General features: G+C 64.1%; 21 protein-coding genes and 1 pseudogene. 16 read left to right on the forward strand and 6 right to left on the reverse strand.

The window, feature by feature from the left end; all coding sequences use genetic code 11:
• The first annotated feature begins 51 nt into the window (after positions 1-51).
• From OSC37_RS14085 to OSC37_RS14105, 5 genes are all read left to right on the forward strand, one after another.
• The gene (locus OSC37_RS14085; protein ID WP_267162070.1) at positions 52-543 is read left to right on the forward strand and encodes an acyltransferase; all 492 of its coding nucleotides are present in this window, start codon (positions 52-54) and stop codon (positions 541-543) included.
• A gap of 85 nt (positions 544-628) precedes the next feature.
• Entirely contained in the window at positions 629-1,144 is a 516-nt protein-coding gene (locus tag OSC37_RS14090) for a GrpB family protein (RefSeq protein WP_267162071.1), read from the forward strand.
• A gap of 213 nt (positions 1,145-1,357) precedes the next feature.
• The gene (locus tag OSC37_RS14095) at positions 1,358-2,188 is read left to right on the forward strand and encodes a hypothetical protein (RefSeq protein ID WP_267162072.1); all 831 of its coding nucleotides are present in this window, start codon (positions 1,358-1,360) and stop codon (positions 2,186-2,188) included.
• Positions 2,189-2,276: 88 nt separating this feature from the next.
• Positions 2,277-4,235 carry an acetate--CoA ligase gene (gene acs / locus OSC37_RS14100; protein WP_267162073.1) on the forward strand — a complete coding sequence of 653 codons (1,959 nt, stop codon included), beginning with the start codon at positions 2,277-2,279 and terminating at the stop codon, positions 4,233-4,235.
• 46 nt (positions 4,236-4,281) lie between these two features.
• Positions 4,282-4,761, forward strand: coding sequence for a universal stress protein (locus tag OSC37_RS14105; RefSeq protein ID WP_267162074.1), 480 nt, complete (start codon positions 4,282-4,284; stop codon positions 4,759-4,761).
• A gap of 142 nt (positions 4,762-4,903) precedes the next feature.
• Here the strand turns inward: OSC37_RS14105 and OSC37_RS14110 are convergent, their stop codons facing one another.
• Complete coding sequence (locus OSC37_RS14110) at positions 4,904-5,068, reverse strand: DUF6757 family protein (RefSeq protein WP_267162075.1); 165 nt, start codon at positions 5,066-5,068, stop codon at positions 4,904-4,906.
• Positions 5,069-5,160: 92 nt separating this feature from the next.
• Between OSC37_RS14110 and dcd the strand changes: the two are divergent.
• The 3 genes and pseudogenes from dcd to OSC37_RS14125 form a co-directional block, all read left to right on the forward strand.
• Positions 5,161-5,514, forward strand: a pseudogene (gene dcd / locus OSC37_RS14115) (dCTP deaminase); the annotation flags it as partial.
• Between the two features lie 18 nt (positions 5,515-5,532).
• The gene (locus OSC37_RS14120; RefSeq protein ID WP_267164196.1) at positions 5,533-7,185 is read left to right on the forward strand and encodes a dCTP deaminase domain-containing protein; all 1,653 of its coding nucleotides are present in this window, start codon (positions 5,533-5,535) and stop codon (positions 7,183-7,185) included.
• Positions 7,186-7,230: 45 nt separating this feature from the next.
• Positions 7,231-7,602: a hypothetical protein gene (locus tag OSC37_RS14125; protein WP_267162076.1), complete on the forward strand. Its 372-nt coding sequence runs from the start codon at positions 7,231-7,233 to the stop codon at positions 7,600-7,602.
• Between the two features lie 21 nt (positions 7,603-7,623).
• On the opposite strand, the gene OSC37_RS14130 is transcribed toward OSC37_RS14125, so the two are convergent.
• On the reverse strand, positions 7,624-8,031 hold the full coding sequence (locus OSC37_RS14130) for an acyl-CoA thioesterase (protein ID WP_267162077.1): 408 nt from the start codon (positions 8,029-8,031) through the stop codon (positions 7,624-7,626).
• A 103-nt stretch (positions 8,032-8,134) separates the two neighbouring features.
• Here OSC37_RS14130 and OSC37_RS14135 point away from each other — a divergent pair, with 103 nt between their 5' ends.
• The gene (locus OSC37_RS14135; protein WP_267162078.1) at positions 8,135-9,037 is read left to right on the forward strand and encodes a thiamine-phosphate synthase family protein; all 903 of its coding nucleotides are present in this window, start codon (positions 8,135-8,137) and stop codon (positions 9,035-9,037) included.
• A 3-nt stretch (positions 9,038-9,040) separates the two neighbouring features.
• Complete coding sequence (locus OSC37_RS14140) at positions 9,041-9,709, forward strand: class I SAM-dependent methyltransferase (RefSeq protein ID WP_267162079.1); 669 nt, start codon at positions 9,041-9,043, stop codon at positions 9,707-9,709.
• 1 nt (position 9,710) lies between these two features.
• Here the strand turns inward: OSC37_RS14140 and OSC37_RS14145 are convergent, their stop codons facing one another.
• Complete coding sequence (locus OSC37_RS14145) at positions 9,711-10,781, reverse strand: DUF7350 domain-containing protein (protein WP_267162080.1); 1,071 nt, start codon at positions 10,779-10,781, stop codon at positions 9,711-9,713.
• 129 nt (positions 10,782-10,910) lie between these two features.
• Between OSC37_RS14145 and OSC37_RS14150 the strand changes: the two genes are divergently transcribed.
• Together OSC37_RS14150 and OSC37_RS14155 are read left to right on the forward strand one after the other, a co-directional pair.
• A complete protein-coding gene (locus tag OSC37_RS14150; protein ID WP_267162081.1) occupies positions 10,911-11,333 on the forward strand; it encodes a DUF7124 domain-containing protein in 423 nt (140 codons plus the stop codon).
• Positions 11,334-11,562: 229 nt separating this feature from the next.
• Complete coding sequence (locus OSC37_RS14155) at positions 11,563-12,618, forward strand: zinc-dependent alcohol dehydrogenase family protein (protein ID WP_267162082.1); 1,056 nt, start codon at positions 11,563-11,565, stop codon at positions 12,616-12,618.
• Here OSC37_RS14155 and OSC37_RS14160 read toward each other — a convergent pair whose 3' ends face one another.
• Positions 12,619-13,116, reverse strand: coding sequence for a LabA-like NYN domain-containing protein (locus tag OSC37_RS14160; RefSeq protein WP_267162083.1), 498 nt, complete (start codon positions 13,114-13,116; stop codon positions 12,619-12,621).
• 43 nt (positions 13,117-13,159) lie between these two features.
• Positions 13,160-14,014 (reverse strand): M48 family metallopeptidase, encoded by an 855-nt coding sequence (locus OSC37_RS14165; RefSeq protein WP_267162084.1) that lies wholly within the window; start codon positions 14,012-14,014, stop codon positions 13,160-13,162.
• A gap of 301 nt (positions 14,015-14,315) precedes the next feature.
• Between OSC37_RS14165 and dapA the strand changes: the two genes are divergently transcribed.
• From dapA to lysA, 4 genes are read left to right on the forward strand one after another with little or no spacing between them, the layout of a single operon-like run.
• Positions 14,316-15,224, forward strand: a complete 909-nt coding sequence (dapA, locus tag OSC37_RS14170; protein ID WP_267162085.1) for a 4-hydroxy-tetrahydrodipicolinate synthase — start codon at positions 14,316-14,318, stop codon at positions 15,222-15,224.
• A complete protein-coding gene (gene dapB / locus OSC37_RS14175) occupies positions 15,224-15,997 on the forward strand; it encodes a 4-hydroxy-tetrahydrodipicolinate reductase (RefSeq protein WP_368409468.1) in 774 nt (257 codons plus the stop codon). Before dapA ends, dapB begins: the two co-directional genes overlap by 1 nt.
• A complete protein-coding gene (locus OSC37_RS14180; RefSeq protein ID WP_267162086.1) occupies positions 15,994-16,821 on the forward strand; it encodes a 2,3,4,5-tetrahydropyridine-2,6-dicarboxylate N-succinyltransferase in 828 nt (275 codons plus the stop codon). Before dapB ends, OSC37_RS14180 begins: the two co-directional genes overlap by 4 nt.
• Entirely contained in the window at positions 16,818-18,044 is a 1,227-nt protein-coding gene (gene lysA / locus OSC37_RS14185) for a diaminopimelate decarboxylase (protein WP_267162087.1), read from the forward strand. The genes OSC37_RS14180 and lysA overlap by 4 nt, the downstream gene beginning before the upstream one ends.
• Here the strand turns inward: lysA and ubaA are convergent.
• Positions 18,041-18,862, reverse strand: coding sequence for an SAMP-activating enzyme E1 (ubaA, locus tag OSC37_RS14190; RefSeq protein WP_267162088.1), 822 nt, complete (start codon positions 18,860-18,862; stop codon positions 18,041-18,043). The genes lysA and ubaA overlap by 4 nt on opposite strands.
• Positions 18,863-18,907 lie beyond the last annotated feature (45 nt).

The raw sequence follows: 18,907 nt of genomic DNA on the forward strand, positions 1-18,907 counted from the left end.
CTACCCGTCGAATTGGAAAACGCTCAAGCCGGTCGGCTGGCTCGACCGAGTATGGCTATCGACGACACCGCTCGACTGGTCGATTCGACCGTCGGCGACGCAGAGATTCGAGAGCACGTGACCGTTCACGACTCGGACATTGGCGACGACTGTCGACTCTACGAGCGTGTCTCGGTCAAAAAGTCGACTATCGGCGACTCGGTCGACATCAACGCCGGCAGCTACGTCGAGAACGCGACCATCGAATCCTGCGTCCAGATTGGACCAAACAGCACTGTCGCCGGCGTGACACACGACCTCGACGAAGACGGGATGACCTTCCGGAACGATATCTTCGAGCCGATACATCTCCGCGACGGTGTGTTCGTCGGTGCAGGTGCTGTCGTCGGCCCGGGTGTCGAACTCGGTGAGAACGTGGTCGTCGCCGCCGGTGCGACTGTGACCGACGATATCGCCCCCGAGATGGTGGTGCTCGGTTCGCCCCCAGACCAACGGACCGTTCCGCTGGCAGCGTGGGAGTCGTCCCACGACGCTCGCAGGTGACCGCCGTCATACTACGAGCAGTTTGTACTCGTCGGCTCGTGTTGGGTATCGATACGTTGGTTTGGGTGGACACGATACCTGCGGTATGGTCGGACTGGAACGTGGAACCGTCGAACTCGTCCCTCACGACGAGGAGTGGGAGCAGCTGTTTGAACAGGAAGCCGACCGACTGCGCTCGGCACTTGGCGACCGGGCGCTCGCGGTCGAACACGTCGGCAGCACGGCAATCGAGGGCATCGTCGCCAAGCCGATACTCGACATCCTCGTCGCCGTCGAAGACCTCGGCGAACCCGAAGACTACCCCGAACTTGAGGGACTCGGCTACACATACCGGCCAAACGACGGGGTCGACGACAGGCTGTTTTTCGCACGCGGTCCGGAAGACGACCGGACGCAGTACCTGTCGATAACTGAAGTTGGTAGCAAAACCCACACCGAACAGCTCGTCTTTCGGGACTATCTCCGCGAGCATCCACAGGCGGCCGAGCGCTACGCCAGAGTCAAGCTGGAGCTGGCCGAGCGATATCCCGACGACCGCGACGCCTACACCGCGGCCAAATCTGGCTTCGTCCAGGCGATTCTCGAACGGGCGACAGCGTGAGTCTCGTTCTCGATTACACCTCGGCCATCGCGAGTGGTGTCGATGCTATCACGCGACCGGTCTGCTGGCGAGTCGAATTGACCATGTCCGCGACGAGTTTCAGCACTAGGGCGACCACTATGCCAGATTTGTTTCTCCGGCCGGCGGGAATCGTTCTGCCGTAGATGCTGTCCACAGAAAGTATTTAGCCTGACTGACTGAATCTCTCCGGTGATGCCCTCCAGACGCGCTTATCTCGTGACACTCGTCGCTGGAGTCGCCGGCTGTGCCGGCAACTCGGCCGACACGGATAGCTCTCCGACTGCAGCGTCAGATACGACCCCAACCGAGACGCCCACTCCCCATCCCGCGGTGTCGGTCGAGGCCTCGGCCGTTCAGTACAGCTACCGCCACATCGAGCAGGTTGACTGGAACGGTATCCAGCCGGCAGACGGTCAGTTCGTGTTCGTCGCCGTCGACGCCAGCGAGGCGGAGTCGGCTCCGGAACGGACGGCGTTTTCGCTGGTCACCGCCGACGGCTCTCACCGACCAATCGAGACAGAAAACCGCCAGCCTCTCGACCTTGACGTGTCCGAGGGTCTGGATACCCAGATGGACACCCAGTCCTGGGAGTTGCTCACGTTCGAGGTCCCGGCTCGGCTCGACACGACACCGTCGCTTCGACTCGAACGCGGCGCTGACTCGTGGGAGTGGAGACTCGACACCGAGAAGGCGACGGCCCCGCCGCCGGCCTGGGAGTGGAGCGCCAGCGCCCCGGAGACGGTCGCGCCCGACGAGACGTTCGATATCACGATAGCCGCCGAGAACGTCGGCGATGGACCCGGCACGTTTCGCGGCGCGGTGAACTTCTCGTATCCGACGTACCGACCGAAAGGGTTCGACATCGTGCCCGACGCGGATGAGTCCGGCGAGACCACAGTCAGTGCGAGTGCCGAAGGGGCCGAGCCAGGGACCACACTGGAATACGGCGTCCGGACCCCGGCAGGCAGGTCGACCGTGACCGTCACCGTCGAGGACGAGTCGAAGGAGGCTGCGAGCGACTAAGTGTCGCTCCGCAGCTGTGGACACCGACAAAAGGCCCCTCAGATACCCGAGTCAGCACTTAATAGACTGGCCCGAGAACGGCCGCTGTATGAGCGACGAGACCCAACTCGAAGCCCGACTCGAAGAGCAGGACAGGTTCGACCCGCCGGAGTCGTTCGTCGAGCAGGCAAACGTCAGCGACGAAGCCATCTACGAGGAGTTCGAAAATAACTGGCCCGAGGCGTGGGAGCGCGCCGCCGAGTTGCTGAACTGGGAAACCGACTGGGACCAGGTACTGAACGACGACGACGAGCCATTCTACGAGTGGTTTGTCGACGGCGAACTGAACGCCACCGAGAACTGCGTCGACCGACATCTCGACGAGCGCGGCGACGAGGCCGCAATCGAGTGGGTGGGGGAACTCGGCGAGACACGCACATACACCTACGAGGAACTCCACCGCGAAATAAACGAATTCGCCGCTGCGCTACGCGAGCAGGGCGTCGAGGAGGACGATGTTGTCACGCTCTACATGCCGATGGTTCCCGAGCTTCCAATCGCGATGCTCGCGTGTGCCCGCATCGGCGCACCCCACTCTGTCGTCTTCGCTGGTTTCTCGGCCGACGCACTCGCCGAGCGGATGAACGCCGCCGAGTCGGAGACGCTCGTCACCTGTGACGGCTACTATCGCCGCGGCGACGCGCTCGACCACCTCTCGAAGGCACGCGAGGGGTTGGCCGATGTCGACGGCGACGTGACGACAATCGTCGTCGACCGCCTCGGCGACGACGCGCCGACCGACGTTGACGACGAGCACGTCTACGGTGACCTGGTCGCCGACCACGAGGGCGCGACCGTCGAGCCGGTCACCCGCGACGCCGAGGACATGCTCTTTTTGATGTACACCTCCGGGACGACTGGCAAGCCAAAGGGCGTGAAACACACCACCGGGGGGTATCTCTCGTATGCCGCCTGGACGAGCCACGCCGTGCTGGACATCAAGCCCGAGGACACCTACTGGTGTTCGGCCGACATCGGCTGGATTACCGGCCACTCCTACATCGTCTACGGCCCGCTTGCACTCGGGACAACGACGGTCATGTACGAGGGAACGCCCGATTACCCCGAGAAAGACCGGCTGTGGGAGATCGTCGAGGAGTACGAGGTGACACAGCTGTACACCGCGCCGACGGCGATTCGCGCGTTTATGAAGTGGGGGCCGGAGTACCCCGAGGCCCACGACCTCTCCTCGCTGCGGCTGCTCGGGACCGTCGGTGAACCAATCAACCCACGCGCCTGGAAGTGGTACTACAAACACATCGGCGACGAGGAGTGCCCGGTCGTCGATACGTGGTGGCAGACCGAGACTGGTGGGATGATGATAACGACGCTGCCGGCGTTGGGGACGATGAAACCCGGCTCGGCGGGGCCGCCGCTACCCGGTGTCAGTGCCGATGTCGTCGACGCGAGCGGCGACCCAGTTGAGGCCGGTCGCGCGGGCTATCTCGTCGTCAACAAACCCTGGCCGGGGATGTTGCGGACGCTCTATAACAACGACGAGCGGTTCATCGAGGAGTACTGGCAGGAGTACTCGATTCCGGAACGCGACCAGTGGGTCTACTGTCCGGAAGACGGCGCAAAAATCGACGACGACGGCTACATCACAGTGCTCGGTCGCGTCGACGACGTGCTCAACGTCTCCGGCCACCGGCTCGGGACGATGGAAATCGAGTCCGCCATCGTCGGGGTTGAGGGCGTTGCCGAGGCTGCTGTCGTCGGCGGCGACCACGAGATGAAAGGCGAAGCCGTCTACGCCTACGTCATCACCGAAGACGGCCAGGCAGAGACCGAGTCGTTCCGTGAGGAGATTATCGCAGCCGTCGAGGACGCAATTGGGCCGATTGCGCGGCCGGAAGCCGTCGTCTTCACGCCAGAACTCCCAAAGACCCGCTCCGGGAAAATCATGCGGCGTCTGCTCGAAGATATCGCCAACGGCGACGAGATCGGGAACACGAGCACGCTCCGGAATCCGGAGGTTGTCGACGACATCCAGCAGAAAATCGAGTAACGCGCAGTGCGAAGACACAAACCCGACACGACACTACAGTCCGACAATGTACGACCGCATACTCATTCCGACCGACGGGAGCAACGTTGCACAGGCCGCAGTCGACCACGCCCTCGACATCGCCGAGCAGTACGACGCAGACGTCCACGCGCTGTTTGTCGCAGACACGGACGCCATCGCCTACGGCCTCGGCGTCGACCAGGTCGACCGCATCCGTGCCGGCGATTTCGACGGGATGGACGAACTCCAGGCCGACGCTGACGACGCGACGGGCTATGTCGCACGACTCGGCGAGGAGCGCGGGCTGACCGTCCACGAACACCACGCTGGCGGCAAGCCACACACTGTCATCAGCGAGTACGCCGACGAAGAGGACATCGATCTTGTCGTCATGGGAAGCCACGGCCGGGCCGGTGTCAGGCGAGCACTCCTCGGCAGCGTCACCGAGCGGACGCTCCGGTCGACGAACGCTCCGGTACTTGTCGTCGATTACCGCGGCGTCGATACTGACGACGAGTCATCGTGATTGGTGCGGTTATTTCGGTGACCACGTCACGAATCTCGGTGTTTCACGGCGTGTGACGCACCTCTCGTTTCCCGACGGCAGTAACGACTCGCAACAATCACTATCAGACGCGACATAACAGTCGAAAAGCCAACCGGGGGACCTACTCGGCGCGGTCGATATCGAGCTCGTCCTCGATGTTCCGGACCCACTCCGACTCCGAGAGCTCCTCCATCTGCTCGCGGAAGTGTCGCTCACAGACGCCGACGCGAATCCCTTCCCGCTCGACGACGATATCCGCACCCGACTCGCAGTAGTGACATTCCATACATGTTTTTGTAGGGGCTCTGGCTAATTGAACCCTGCGACTCTGGCAACTGGACCGAGACATTTTACTCGGTGGTCCTCCGTCCTCACTGTATGATACTTTCGGACGGGGACATCCTGCGTCGGCTCGAATCGGGAGAGTTGGTTATCGAACCGCTCGATGATATCGATTTACAGGTCCAGCCCGCCAGCGTCGACCTCCGGTTGGGGCGGGAATTTCTGGAGTTCGAACACACGAACATCCCCTGTATCCACCCCCAGAGCGAGGCCGAAATCGAGGAGTACGTCACCGAAACGCTCATCGAGGAAGACGGCGAGTTCATCCTCCATCCCGGCGATTTCGTGCTCGGGACCACGAAAGAGCGCGTCGAGATTCCAAACGACCTTATCGCCCATGTCGAGGGTCGGTCCTCGCTTGGACGGCTTGCGATTGTGGTGCATGCGTCGTTACCCCACGAGGAAGAGGTGTTCCTGTGGACGCCGGAGGACGGATTCGGTTTCTACCAAATCGGAGATATCGTCGAGAACGAACGGCCAGCGCGGGCGGTTTCGTTCGACCCACAGACGTTCGAAGTGGGCACACACCCCGTGACGGATTACATCACCAACCCACAGAAACGGATATACCGGGTGCAGCTGCGGTCGGGCCGCGAGGTGCTCGTAACGAAAGACCACAATCTGTTCACCCTCGACGAAGACGGCGGCGTGACGCGGATTCCGAGCGAGGATGCTGAAGGGGAACACGTGATGGTCCCGGCGACGCTTCCCGAGAGTCCCACGGAGACGACGGAACTCGACCTGCTTGACCTACTCGACCCTGCGGAGACGACGGTCTATGCCAGTGACGGTCTCGGTGCAGTCGACTGGGGCAGCGTCCCCGACGGCTCTCAACAGTTCTACGAGGAGCAAGACAGTGCGCCGATGACGGCGCTTTCACGGACCGAAACGCCGGAGCAGGTCGAGATTTCGTTCAAGCAGAGCGATACAAAAGTCTCTCGGACGCTCACGCTCTCGCCCGAGTTCGGCTGGGTACTCGGGTTCTACATCGCGGAGGGGTGCGCCCGTCGAAAGCAGATACAGGTATCGAACACCGACGAGGAGTATCTCGACCGATTTACTGACTTCTTCGAGTCACGGGAGACGGGGGTCTACTGGCGTGAAACCGACCGGATTACGAAGGTGACAGTCTGCTCGGCGCTCTGGTCGAAAGTGTTTCGCGAGCTATCCGGGACGAACGAGGAGAAGACGATTCCACAGCAGGCCTTTGACTGGCCCAGGCCAGTTCTCGAAGCCCTTCTTGAAGGGTTGCTGGACGGTGACGGCTGTCGGCGGGAGAGTCGGGACACTCTCTACACGTCCTACGAGGAGCTCGCGAACCGCGCAGCGTACCTCGGCACTCGTCTTGGGATGTTGACGTCTGTCTACAGCCGGGAACGGGAAACGTACATCCCGATGAGCGATGTCGAGTGGTCGGGTGAGATGTGGGCCGTTGATTTCAGCGAGGACGCACACAAGCGCGGCCAGTATGTCCCGACGCCGAGTTCGCTCCTTCGACGGTACCGCAACGAAGCCGATATGCGGATGCAGGACGCGGCCGAGGCAATGGGGTACTCGTCGAAATCGAGCATCTCGAACGTCGAGAACAACGAGTATGACACGGTCAAACGCGCGACGCTCGAACGGTTCCGAGACGCGTACGCTGATGCCGGCGTCGACACGAGTCGACTCGACCAGATACTCGACGAAGATGTCCGGTTCGACAAGGTGGTCGCAGTCGAGGAAACGGACAGAGTCGAACAGACCTACGACCTGGAGGTCCAACCAGACGGCCGGACAATCGAGAACTTCCTTGGCGGACGTGGCGGTGTCTTCCTGTCGAACACCGCGGGACTGTGTGACCCCGGGTACCAGGGCCAGATTACGCTCGAACTGTCGAATCTCGGCGCGGCTCCGGTCGCGCTCGAACCCGACATGCGCATCTCGCAGCTGACGTTCACCGAGCTGCGGTCTCCGGCAGAACGGCCCTACGGCGAGGAACGCGGCTCGAAGTATCAGGGCCAGTCCGGTCCTCAGGCCTCGCGCATCGGCGGCGACCGCGAGTTCGGCGGCGACCAGTGAGCCCCCGCCGCAATCGTATTACAGACCGAACGCATACACTCATCCATGACTGACACAGCGGAGATTCCGGTCTACGACGGCCAATCCGGCGTCGAGACGGCTTACGCCCGTTCCGAGCGCCAGCGCGAGCCGTTTTTCGGAATCGAACGATACGACGAGGGGTATGCCGTCACCTTCGACCTGCTGCCGGCCGGCGCGGCCCTCTCCCCGAGTGCCTACGAGACCGTTAGAGCCGACTTGACGGACGAACTCGAAGCCATCGTCGCCGACACAGACCTCCCGACAGAGGAGGTGAGCAAGTCCGTCAACGACTCGCTGGGCAACGTCTCGTTACTCGTAACCGAAGCTGGCGCACGCCGTGTCGCGGCGGTCCTCGCTCCGGTCGTCCTCGACGAGACGAACTGGGTCGAGGGCTGACTGCGACCAATCACCGACGGCTCACTCGGTTTCGACCGGCTCGTCTTCGAACGCCCGAATCCGTTCGCGCCAGCCGTCGGGGACTGGATGGGGGGTGTCGCCGTCGAGAACGACGTGGACGACCTCGCCGGTCGCTGCAGGCTCGCCGCCGGTCCGAACCTCGAAACCCATCGTGAGTGTCGAGGTACCAATCTCGGCGGTCCAGTACTCGATGGTAACCGACGAGTCACGTTCGATTGGCGCACTGTACTCGATTGTCTGTTTCACGATGGCACCATCTGTCTCGGTGAGTTCGACGCCGAGGACATCCCGGAAGTAGCCGACGCGGGCCTCCTCGACGTAGATCAGGACGACAGCGTTGTGGACCTGTCCCATCGTGTCCAGGTCACGAAACCGAACATCGATGTCCATCTCGTATCTGTCGGACATGGGTGTAGATGCGAGGTGGCGAGAGAGTAAGTCTACTGGTCGCTTCGACGAGCCGCTCCCCGAGAACCAATTACTAAGAGGCTGCCAGCGGAACGAACATGCAATGAAGTTCATCGAGGAACTTGTGGTCGAGGAGTTTCTGCCGACGTTTCGCTCGATGCTGGCCGAGGCACTCCGAGAGCGTGGCCGCACCCAAAACGAAGTCGCGGAGCTACTCGGCATCAGCCAGAGCGCCGTCTCGAAGTACGTCCACGGTGAGGTCGAACGCAACGACAGGCTCCTGGAGGACTCACAGGTCACCGACCTCGTCGAGCGCCTCGCCGACGGTCTCACCGACGGCGAGATGACACCCGCCGAGGCACTCGTTGAGGCGGAGGTGTGCATCCGCCAGCTCGAACGCGGCGGTACCCTTACCGACCTCCACACGGAGGCGGTGCCCGCCCTCGCTGGGGAGGGACACGTCGATATCCACGACCCCGACAGTCGTCTCCGCGAGGCGGGCCAGGTCCGGGCCTCGGTCCGGCGCGGTCTCCGGGTCGTCCAGAACACTGAGGGCTTTGCGGGATTGATTCCAGCTGTCGGGTCGAATCTCGCCGAGTCGCTCTCGACGACTGAGACAATCGAGGATGTCGCCGCCGTCCCGGGACGTATCATCGACGTTCACGGCCGGGTCACAATTCCGGGTGAGCCGGAGTTCGGGGTCAGCCAACACGTCGCGAACATCCTGCTCGCGGCGCGAGACAACGGTAGTGACCACCGTGCCGCTCTGAATGTCAGCTACGACGAAGACCTCCTCGCCGCGCTCGAAGAGGGAGGCGCGGTCACCGCCGAGTTCGACGCCGAAGCGTCCGTCGAGCCCGCCATTGCTGCGGCGCTGGCGAAGACGCCGGACGCCGACGTGCTCTATCAGACCGGTGGATTCGGCATCGAGCCGATTCTCTACGTGCTCGGGGCCGACGCGCCGACCGTTGCGACGACCGTTCGGGACATTGCCGGCAGCGGGTGACCGATGGACGACCGACCGGTCTTAGACAGCACCTTCTACGGGCGCGCGGCCTGGCTCTACGACAGGGTCGCGACGGCACCCGGGGTCCGGTCGTGGCGGGCACAGACCGTCGAGGCACTCGACCTCTCGCCGGGCGACACCGTCGTCGAGATGGGCTGTGGAACGGGCGCGAACTTCTCGTATCTGCGCGAGCGGGTCGGTCGCGAGGGCCGCGTTGTCGGCGTCGACCTCGTCGGCGCGATGCTCCGACAGGCACAGGCCCGCATCGACCGTGCCGGCTGGGAGAACGTCTCCGTTCTCAGAGGGGACGCAACCTCTCCGCCGGTTGAGGCGGCAGACGCGCTCGTCGCGACGTTCGTCGTCGGCATGCTCGACGACGCTGCCGGTGCCGTCGAGACATGGCTCGGGTGTGTCGAACCGGGCGGTCGACTCGCGCTGTTAAACGCCGGACGGAGCCCGCGGCCGGCGGCGATGCCGCTCAATTTCCTCTTGCGGCTGTTCGTCAGAGCTGTTGCCCCGGGGAACCGCTTCGGCCGACGGTCTCCACTGCGCGCCCTCGAAGACCGGTGGGAACGTGCCCGTGATGCGCTGTTTGCTGGGACCGTCGACGGCCGCGAACAACGATTAGGGGCCGGACTCGTTCCGCTGGTCAGCGGGCGCGTCTCCGAGTAAGCTAAACTGTCACGCGCACGTCTCCCATGTCGAGAAACGCGGCCTCGTAGCCGGCGTGGCGCGCCGCCTGGGGCGGCGAGTCGACAGTGACCGTTATCTCGTCACCGGGTTTGATGCCGTCGACGGTCGCTCCGTAGTGATAGCTCCGGTCGGGGCCGACGGCGTTCGACAGCAGTCCATCGAACACCGTCTCTCCGTCGCGTTCGATGGTCGCCGACAGCGACATGAGCGGCAACACATAGCCGTTGTACGGCGTCCGCGGCGAGACGGTTAGATACGCCCCGTCGGCAGATTCAGACGCCGCAATGACGAAATCCGCATCCCCACTCCTCCCCTCACCCAGTACCCGCCCCGGGAGCGCGTCGGCCGTCGGCGCGAACGACAGCGGCTGCATCGACATCTCCATCGGCGGCACAGCGTCCGGTGCGCCCCGTTTTTCGAGGGGTTGTGCACCGGTTGGCCTGACCTTAATCTCGTTGCGTGTGCCCCGGCTGAAGTCGAAGTCGAACCGGACGGTCCCGGGCGAATCTGAGAGGCCTTGTAACGAGCCCAAGCGGGTGGCGGTCGTCTCTCCCATGTCGACGACCAGCGTGAACTCGTCCTGACGGGGGAACTCAATGTTGTCGCCGAAGTGTGCGCCCATCTGTTGGGAGAGCATCGGCCACATGGCCCGCTCGCTGAGGGTCTCGCCGTCGTCCTCGACTGCGACCCGGAGTCCCGAATCGACCGGTAGAACAGTTCCCGTCTCCGTGTCCCAGACCGACGCCATTAGGTGGATAGCGTTATACTCATCTTCGACGGCGACTCGCTGTGTCTGTGCCCCGGTCACCGTCCAGAACCGCTCAGAGTACGTGTAGGAAAGCCCCACCGTCCGCCCGCCCTCCTGGGCGGTCCCAATCATCTTCATTCCCGAGAAGTGTGCCTGGTGATAGACGGTGTCCGAACGACTCCAGGGCGGCGAGGGGTCGTCGAAATCCGACGCTGACTCCTCCGTGGTGTCACCGCCGATACAGCCGGCCAGTGCCGCGAGCGCCGCCATCCCGCCGCTGCGAAGAACACGCCTGCGTCTCATAGCTACTGTTGTGGGAGCGCCCAACCTAACGGCTCTGGTTCGGTTGTCGAAAGGCGTGGCCGGCCACGCTCGATGTGAGCGACCCAAGAAAAGAGAGGTATTTTGGGCTCCCGGGGCGAACCCCCCGCTATGGGAATCGCGGTCGAGGGAAGCGAAGAGGCCTCGGTCACACTCGCGCTCGCGCTGTCGGCACTCCGGGAGTGCCAAGACCCTGCGGCGGTCGTCGCAGATGCCAGCGAGTGGAGCCGTCACGTCGCCGTGGTCGACCGCCGCCCGGCCGCAGTCAGAGATTTTGCCGAAGAACACGACATTTCGTGGAGCGATACCTTCGACGGCGACAAGTGGGAGACGATGGAGGCGCTTCGCTCGTCGACACGCACCCCCAGACACGTTTTCGTCGGCGTCACCGACGGCGACCGAACGATTGCGATGCACCTCGACTGGGAGTATCGGCCACTCGAAGAGGCCGCCGAGAAGGCCCACTGGACGCTGAAACGACACGACAGCGAGCCTGGACTCCGTGACCGACTTGGCGACCTGTGGCCGTTCTGACTGTTGGGAAAACACCCGGAGATGGTTCGCGTGTCGGTTTGCGATGGGATGTGAGACAACAAGAAAGCCCTGAGTCGTTCGACGGCTGCGACTCGCTGCGGTCCTCACTCCGTTGCGGTCCTTGCGTCGTCTCGCTCGTCGAACGACTCGCCCCTTTCAGTCCCGCCCGGCCTCGAAAGCGAACGGTCGGTCCAGAGATATTTACTCCACTGGCCGCATATTGAGACCAATGCGCGCAGCAATCCTCCGCGAGTACGGCCAGCCTCTCGATATCACCACCGTCCCAGCGCCCGACCCAGACCCCGACGGCGTGGTCGTCGATATCGAGGCGTGCGGGCTCTGTCGGAGCGACTGGCACGCCTGGCAGGGCCACGGCGAGTGGAACGACGACCAGGTCCCGACCGGGCAGATACTCGGCCACGAGCCCGCCGGCACGGTCGCGGCCGTTGGCGACCGCGTCGAACGGTTCGCGGTCGGGGACGAGGTTGTCGTCCCCTTCTCCCTTGGCGACGGCACCTGTCACAACTGCCGGTCGGGCCACGGCAACGTCTGTGCGGACGGCCTCGCGCTTGGGTTCGAGCCCGACGCACCCGGCGCGTTCGCCGAACAGGTCGCGGTTCCCGACGCCGACTACAATCTCGTCCGGCTTCCCGACGCACTCGACGCCCGCGACGCCGCTGTGCTCGGCTGTCGATACATGACGGCCTACCACGGACTCGCCGACCGCGCGGGAGTCGACGGCGGCGACTGGCTCGCCGTCCACGGCTGTGGCGGGGTCGGCCTCTCTGCGGTCCAGCTCGGTGACGCCCTCGGCGCGCGGGTTCTCGCTGTCGACCCGAGCCAGGCCGCCAGAGACCGCGCCCGCGAACTTGGCGCACGGGAGGCTATCGACCCCGAGGAGCGGGACCCCGTGGAAGCGATTCGCGACCGGACCGGCGGCGCGGACCGCTCGGTCGACGCGCTCGGTATCGCAGAGACCTGTCGCAACTCCGTCCAGTGTCTCCGCGAGCGCGGGACACACCTCCAACTGGGGCTGACGACCGACACAGAGCGCGGCGAGGTCGCCCTGCCGACTGACTGGATGACCCGCTGGGAGATTTCCTTCGTCGGTTCGCGGGGCATGCCGCCGACGCGATACGACGCGCTGTTCGACACCATCGCCGCGACTGACATCGACCCCGGCGCGCTGGTTGGCCGCGAAATCGCCCTCGATGCCGTCTCCGAGCGACTGGCTGCGATGGACGACTACGATACCGCTGGCGTCGAGGTCATCACGTCGTTCTGATCACAGGAGAAAGCGGTCGGTGTCAGCGCTCATGTCGGTGAAATCGTGGGCGGCATCGACGAGTGTGTCGGCGGCCGACTCCTCGAAACAGTAGATTTCGACGCGGACGCCCTCGTGTTGGAGGTGTCTGACCAGACGGGTGAAGTCGCCGTCACCAGTACAGAGAACCATCGTGTCGACGTGATTCGCTAGCGTGACGGCATCGAGACTGATACCCACGTCCCAGTCGGCCTTCTTCGAGCCGTCGGCGAAGGTGCGAATGTCCTTGATGCGCGTCTCGAAGCCGATGTCGACCAGCGCGTCGAAAAACGACTCTTCTTCCTCGGCGTCGGCACGGATGACGTAGGCGATGGCACGCGTGAGCCGCCGGTCGTCGACTGCCTCCTCCAGTAGCGCCGTATAGTCGATGTTCCGGGAGTAGATGCTCTGTGCGGAGTGATAGAGGTTCTGTGAGTCTGCTAACACTGCGACTCGCTGTGCCGGATGAATCTCGCTCATACATGTGTGTGCACTGGCGACGGTAAAAGGCGTTGTCCACCGCTCACATCGAGCGGAGGCGCTCGATGCGCTTCTCGGTCGGGGGGTGACTTGCAAACAGCGTCGCAAAGAGGCCGCGTTCGCCGCCGAAGATACAGAGGGCACTGACGCTCTCTTCGGCTGTCATCTCTTTCCCTTCAGCACCGGCGCTGATTTTCTCCAGTGCGCGGGCCATCGCGTCGGGGTTGCGGGTGTACTCTGCGGCGTCTGCGTCGGCCACGTACTCGCGGTACCGCGAGATGGCCATCAGAAACACCGTCACAATCATCTGGGCGACCATGCTGGCAAGGTAGCCGGTGATGATGCTTGCGATGTCGCGCTCGCCCCGGAAGGCGACGACGATGTATGTGACCATGCCTACGAGAGCTGCGATTGACTGGCCCATCACCATCATCACAGTATCGCGGTTATCGAGGTGGGCAAGCTCGTGTGCGATGACACCTTCGAGCTCGTCGTGGTCGAGTATCTCGATGATTTCACGCGAGATGACGACGACCCCGTCGGCCCTGCGTCCGACCGCGAAGGCATTTGGCATCCCCATCTCGGCGATCATCAGTTTGGGCTTTTCTAGGTCCATCTCGTCGCAGAGCCGCTCGGTCGAGCGGTGTATCTCGTCGAAGCGATAGCCCGCTTCCCGTCGCTCGGGCATCTCTTCTGCACCGACGCCACGGACTGCGGACCACCGACCGAACTTGTAGAGGATGAACGGGTAGCCCACCATTCCCAGGCTCAACAGAATTAGTACTGGTGTGCCTGTTCCGAAGGCTGTCAGGACGAATCCCGCGACGGCCAGATAGAGGCCGAAGAGGATGGTCCCGACGACAGCCATCCGGATTTTGAGTTGTGTGTGTCCAACCATCAGACGAAGATAGGACGGCACCACTCAAAAAGGAACCGCTCGGGTAGGTTCGGTCGCTCGTTCTCGCCGTTGTACGGGCCCTGGCAGCGACAAGCCGTAACACGTAAGTTCCTGGCTCAACCGGTAACATGTATGAGACGAGCCGCCTGTCACGCCGGCGTCGCCGGAGTCGACAGCGGCACGCGAGCCGACTCGAAACGCAAACGTCCGCAGTGAGTCGGCTCCCGGCAGGTCTGGCACACCTGTCGTGGGTCATTTTCTTCGACGCGTCGTTTCCGACCGACCCATACCACCAAGACATATGACATCATCCACTGCGGACGAGACGTTCACCGGCGTGTACCCCGCAATGTGCACGCCGTTTCACCACGACGGGAGTATCGATTTCGACCAGCTACGAACCGACGCACAGCGCCTCGAAGCGGCTGGCGTCGACGGACTCGTTCCGATGGGGTCGACCGGCGAGTCGGCCACCGTCAGCCACGACGAACATATCGAGGTTATCGAGGCAGTCGTCGATGCCGTCGACGTCCCTGTGGTCGCGGGCACAGGGTCGAACAACACGAGCGAGGCACTCTCGCTCTCCCAGCGGGCCGCCGACGCCGGCGCGGACGCCCTCTTGCTCATCTCACCGTACTACAACCGACCACAACAACGTGGTCTCCGCGAGCACTACGAGACGATTGCTGACGCTGTTTCCCTCCCTCAAATCGTCTACAACGTCCCCTCACGGACGGGACGGAATCTCGACCCCGAGACGGTCGTCGAACTGGCTCGCCACGAGAACATCCAGGGGTACAAGGCCGCCGGCGGCGACCTCGGCCAGATTGGCGAAATAATTGAGCGGACTCGCGGCGAGCGCTTCGACGTGCTCTCGGGCAACGACGGCGAGACGCTTCCGATTCTCTCGACCGGCGGCACCGGCTGTATCAGCGTCGCCGCCAACGTCGAACCTCGGCGAGTGTGTTCCCTCGTCGAGGCGGCACGGGGCGGGAACTACGACCGCGCCCGCGAACGCCATCACGAACTCGGCCCGCTCTTTCGGGCGCTGTTTCTCGAAACCAACCCCGTGCCAGTCAAGGCTGCGATGGCCTATCGCGGCAACGGGAACGGGAATCTCCGCCAGCCCCTCGCCGAACTGGCCGAAGAATACAGAGTCTCTCTCGAATCGGTGCTGGACAGCTACGAGCCACTGGAGGGAGGGCACTGATGGTGACACGACTCGCCGTCAACGGCGCGAATGGGCGGATGGGAACCGCCGTCCGCGAGGCGGCGGCCGAGCGCGATGACTGCTCGGTGGTTCTGGCCGTCACCCCCGGCGGTGACGGGGACGGCTCGGTCGTAACGCCCGAGGAGCGCCGAGACGCACTTGACGCCCGCGACGTGGATGTGGTCGTCGACTTCTCGGTTGCTGGCGCAGTGTCCTCGTTGGCCGAGGACTGCGTGGCAACAGGAACCCCACTCGTCACCGGAACCACCGGACTCGACGCGGCCGACCGCGACAGCCTCGGGTCGGCGAGCGGGGAGGTACCGGTGTTACACGCTCGGAACTTCTCGCGTGGTATCGTCGCGCTCCGACATGCTCTCGATGCAACACTCGACGTGGTCGCGGAGTACGACATCGAGATATCAGAGACACACCACCGAGAGAAGCGCGACGCCCCGAGCGGGACCGCGACGGCACTCCTCGAAACCGTCGCCGAGCACCGCGAGGCCGACCCCGTCCACGGACGTGACGGGACCCACCTCCGCGAGGAGACCGAGGTCGGGGTCCACTCGCGTCGTGCCGGGCACATCCACGGCGAACACGAGATACTACTTGCAGACAATGACGAGGCGCTGACGCTCGGCCACCGTGCGGAAGACCGGGGAGTCTTCGCGGCTGGGGCGCTCGACGCGGCGGCCTGGCTTGCCGACCGCGACACAGGTCGATACACCGTCGACGACGCGTTCGGCCAACCGACACACGACATCCAACAATGACTGCACTCGAATCCGACATCACAGAGATCTGGCAGCAGTACAGCGAAGGAGATATCGACGCCGACGCCGGAACTGAGACGCTCGATGCGTTTCTGGACGCGCTCGAAGCCGGCGAGGTCCGAGCCGCCGAACGTGTCGACGGCGAGTGGCAAGCAAACGAGTGGGTCAAACAGGGCGTTCTGCTCACCTTCGGGCTGCGCGAGATTTCACAGTGGGAGTACGGAGGAACCTACAACGACGTGTTACCGCTTGCCGACACCGGAGCGTTCGCCGAGCGTGGCACGCGAAACACGCCCGACGGAACCGTTGTCCGCCGGGGGGCACACGTCGGCAGTGACGTTATCCTGATGAGCCCCTCCTTCGTCAACATCGGCGCTCACGTCGGCGACGGCACGCTCGTCGACTCCTGTGACACCGTCGGCTCCTGCGCCCAGGTGGGTGCTGACGTGAAACTCGGGGCGAACACGCTCGTCGGCGGCGTCCTCGAACCGGTCGAGGAGGCGCCCGTCGTCATCGAGGACGGCGTCACGCTCGGGGCCGGCTGTCGGGTCACCTCCGGATTCGTCGTTGGCAAGAACTCGGTCGTCGGCGAGAACACCCTGCTGACGCCGCGGATTCCGGTGTACGACCTCGTCGATGAGGAGATTATCTACGGTCACCTCCCGCCGGAACGACGCGCGTTCATCCGATACGTCGAGTCCTCGCTTGGCGAGCATGACCTCTTCGAGGGTGGAGCGTACAAGCCCGCCGTCGTGGCGACGGCACTCGGTGAGGAGACCGTCGAGGCGGTCGAACGTGAGGACACCCTCAGGGAACAATCATGACCCGAGTCCGTCGGCTGGCCGACTGGGACCGCGACCGTTTGCTTGACCTTGCCGCCGAGCACGGGACGCCGCTGTACGTCCAGGACCTCGGACGCGTCCGCGAGAACTACCGGCGAATCGAGCGTGCATTCCCCGACGCGTCAGTCATGTACGCCGCCAAGGCACACACCGGGCGTGCGGTTCTCTCGACGCTGCTCGACGCCGGCGCAGATATCGAATGCGCCGCAGCCGGCGAGTTACAGCGGGCCATCGAGGCCGGCGCGGACCCGAACACGCTCCAGTACACGGCGGTCAACCCACCGGCCAACGACCTCGACTACGCGGCCGACCTCGGGGCCGAGCACCCCGGGCTGACAATTACTGCCGGCGCCCTCGACACCTTCGACCGTCTTGCAGAGCGCGGATACGACGGTCGAGTCGCAATCCGGGTCAACCCCGGTATCGGCACCGGCCACCACGAGAAGGTCGCGACCGGTGCCGACGCGAAGTTCGGGATTCCGGCCGACCGCGTCGCCGACGTTGCGGCTGACGTTGCCGACCGGTTCGACCTCGTGGGTATCCACGCCCACGTCGGCAGCGGCGTCTTGCACGACGACCTCGACGACCACTGTCGCGCAGTCGGTGTCGTCGCCGACCTTGCTCGGGAGGCGGCGACGGCGGCCGACACCTCGCTCGAATTTCTCGATATCGGCGGCGGCTTCGGCGTCCCCTACCGCGAGGAGGCCGACCCACTCGACATGATGACGGTGGGCGAGCGCGTTCGGGAGGCAGTCGGCGACCTCGATGTGACACTGAAGGTCGAACCCGGCCGGTACGTCGTCACCGACGCCGGCCTCATCCTGACGACAGTGAACACGCGCAAGGAGACGGAGGCGGCGACGGTCGTCGGCGTCGACGCCTCGCTGGCGACGCTGATTCGGCCGGCGATGTTCGACGCCTACCACCCGATTCGCAACGTCACCGCACCCGACCGGAAGCCCGAGCCGGTCTCGGTCGGTGGACCCTGCTGTACGAGCGCCGACGTGTTCTGTACCGACCGACCGCTTGCGCGCCCCGAGCGCGAAGATGTGCTTGCAATCGGGATGGCCGGTGCATACGGCTACGAGCTGGCGAATCAGTTCCACTCACAGCCACGCCCGGCCGAGGTGGTCCTCGACGGTGAACAGACGCGCGTCGCCCGCCAGCGCGAGACGCTCGCGGACGTGACCAGACTCGAAAACTAACTTTCCGGCTCCGGAACCGAGCACTGTCCTGTGTACTCAGCGTCGTCGACTGATTCGATGCGTGGATTCTCGCCACAGACTGGACAGCCGGGAACTGGCTCGACCGGCACCGTCTCTGTCTCCAGCGACTCGGCGTCGTAGACGAGTAGCCGCCCCTCCAAACTCTCGCCTTCGCCGAGCAGGAGTTTCACGACTTCGGTGGCCTGCATCGCACCCACGGTGCCCGGCAGGATACCCAGCACCCCCGCAGTGGCACAGTCTGGGACCGCGCCTTCCGGCGGTGCTTCGGGGAAGATACACCGGTAGCAGGGCTGGCCGCCGCCGAACGTCGTCACTTGCCCCTCGAACTGATAGACTGCGCCGTGACTGAGCGGCACGTCCGCCAGCACGCAGGCGTCGTTGAGGAGAAAGCGCGTCGGGAAGTTATCCGAGGCGTCGACGACGACATCGTGGCCCGCGATAAGGTCGGTGACATTCTCGCTCGTGACTCGCGTTTCGCGGCGCGTTACGTCGATGTCGGGATTCAGGTCGGCGACGAACTCTGCGGCGCTGTCGACTTTCGGCCGGCCCACGTCGTCGGTGCCGTGGATGACCTGGCGCTGGAGGTTGCTCAGCTCAACGGTGTCGTCGTCGACGACGGTGAGGTGGCCGACGCCGGCGGCGGCGAGATACTGCAACACCGGCGAGCCGAGACCGCCGGCACCGACCACCAGCACCGACGCATCGAGCAGCGCTGCCTGTCCCTCGGGGCCCACATCGTCCATGATGATGTGACGCGAGTAGCGGTCGAGTTGTTCGGCGTCGAGGTCGAGGCTCATACCGGAGGGTGGATACGGTCGGTAAAAAGGGCCGCGAACCCCTGT

The organism is Halovenus salina (assembly GCF_026410925.1).
Lineage (GTDB): Archaea > Halobacteriota > Halobacteria > Halobacteriales > Haloarculaceae > Halovenus > Halovenus salina.

Coding starts and splice junctions, on each gene's coding strand:
- OSC37_RS14085 (WP_267162070.1), top strand. CDS start 52: ATGGCTATCGACGACACCGCTCGACTGGTCGATTCGACCGTCGGCGAC.
- OSC37_RS14090 (WP_267162071.1), top strand. CDS start 629: ATGGTCGGACTGGAACGTGGAACCGTCGAACTCGTCCCTCACGACGAG.
- OSC37_RS14095 (WP_267162072.1), top strand. CDS start 1,358: ATGCCCTCCAGACGCGCTTATCTCGTGACACTCGTCGCTGGAGTCGCC.
- acs (WP_267162073.1), top strand. CDS start 2,277: ATGAGCGACGAGACCCAACTCGAAGCCCGACTCGAAGAGCAGGACAGG.
- OSC37_RS14105 (WP_267162074.1), top strand. CDS start 4,282: ATGTACGACCGCATACTCATTCCGACCGACGGGAGCAACGTTGCACAG.
- OSC37_RS14110 (WP_267162075.1), bottom strand. CDS start 5,068: ATGGAATGTCACTACTGCGAGTCGGGTGCGGATATCGTCGTCGAGCGG.
- OSC37_RS14125 (WP_267162076.1), top strand. CDS start 7,231: ATGACTGACACAGCGGAGATTCCGGTCTACGACGGCCAATCCGGCGTC.
- OSC37_RS14130 (WP_267162077.1), bottom strand. CDS start 8,031: ATGTCCGACAGATACGAGATGGACATCGATGTTCGGTTTCGTGACCTG.
- OSC37_RS14135 (WP_267162078.1), top strand. CDS start 8,135: ATGAAGTTCATCGAGGAACTTGTGGTCGAGGAGTTTCTGCCGACGTTT.
- OSC37_RS14140 (WP_267162079.1), top strand. CDS start 9,041: ATGGACGACCGACCGGTCTTAGACAGCACCTTCTACGGGCGCGCGGCC.
- OSC37_RS14145 (WP_267162080.1), bottom strand. CDS start 10,781: ATGAGACGCAGGCGTGTTCTTCGCAGCGGCGGGATGGCGGCGCTCGCG.
- OSC37_RS14150 (WP_267162081.1), top strand. CDS start 10,911: ATGGGAATCGCGGTCGAGGGAAGCGAAGAGGCCTCGGTCACACTCGCG.
- OSC37_RS14155 (WP_267162082.1), top strand. CDS start 11,563: ATGCGCGCAGCAATCCTCCGCGAGTACGGCCAGCCTCTCGATATCACC.
- OSC37_RS14160 (WP_267162083.1), bottom strand. CDS start 13,116: ATGAGCGAGATTCATCCGGCACAGCGAGTCGCAGTGTTAGCAGACTCA.
- OSC37_RS14165 (WP_267162084.1), bottom strand. CDS start 14,014: ATGGTTGGACACACACAACTCAAAATCCGGATGGCTGTCGTCGGGACC.
- dapA (WP_267162085.1), top strand. CDS start 14,316: ATGACATCATCCACTGCGGACGAGACGTTCACCGGCGTGTACCCCGCA.
- dapB (WP_368409468.1), top strand. CDS start 15,224: ATGGTGACACGACTCGCCGTCAACGGCGCGAATGGGCGGATGGGAACC.
- OSC37_RS14180 (WP_267162086.1), top strand. CDS start 15,994: ATGACTGCACTCGAATCCGACATCACAGAGATCTGGCAGCAGTACAGC.
- lysA (WP_267162087.1), top strand. CDS start 16,818: ATGACCCGAGTCCGTCGGCTGGCCGACTGGGACCGCGACCGTTTGCTT.
- ubaA (WP_267162088.1), bottom strand. CDS start 18,862: ATGAGCCTCGACCTCGACGCCGAACAACTCGACCGCTACTCGCGTCAC.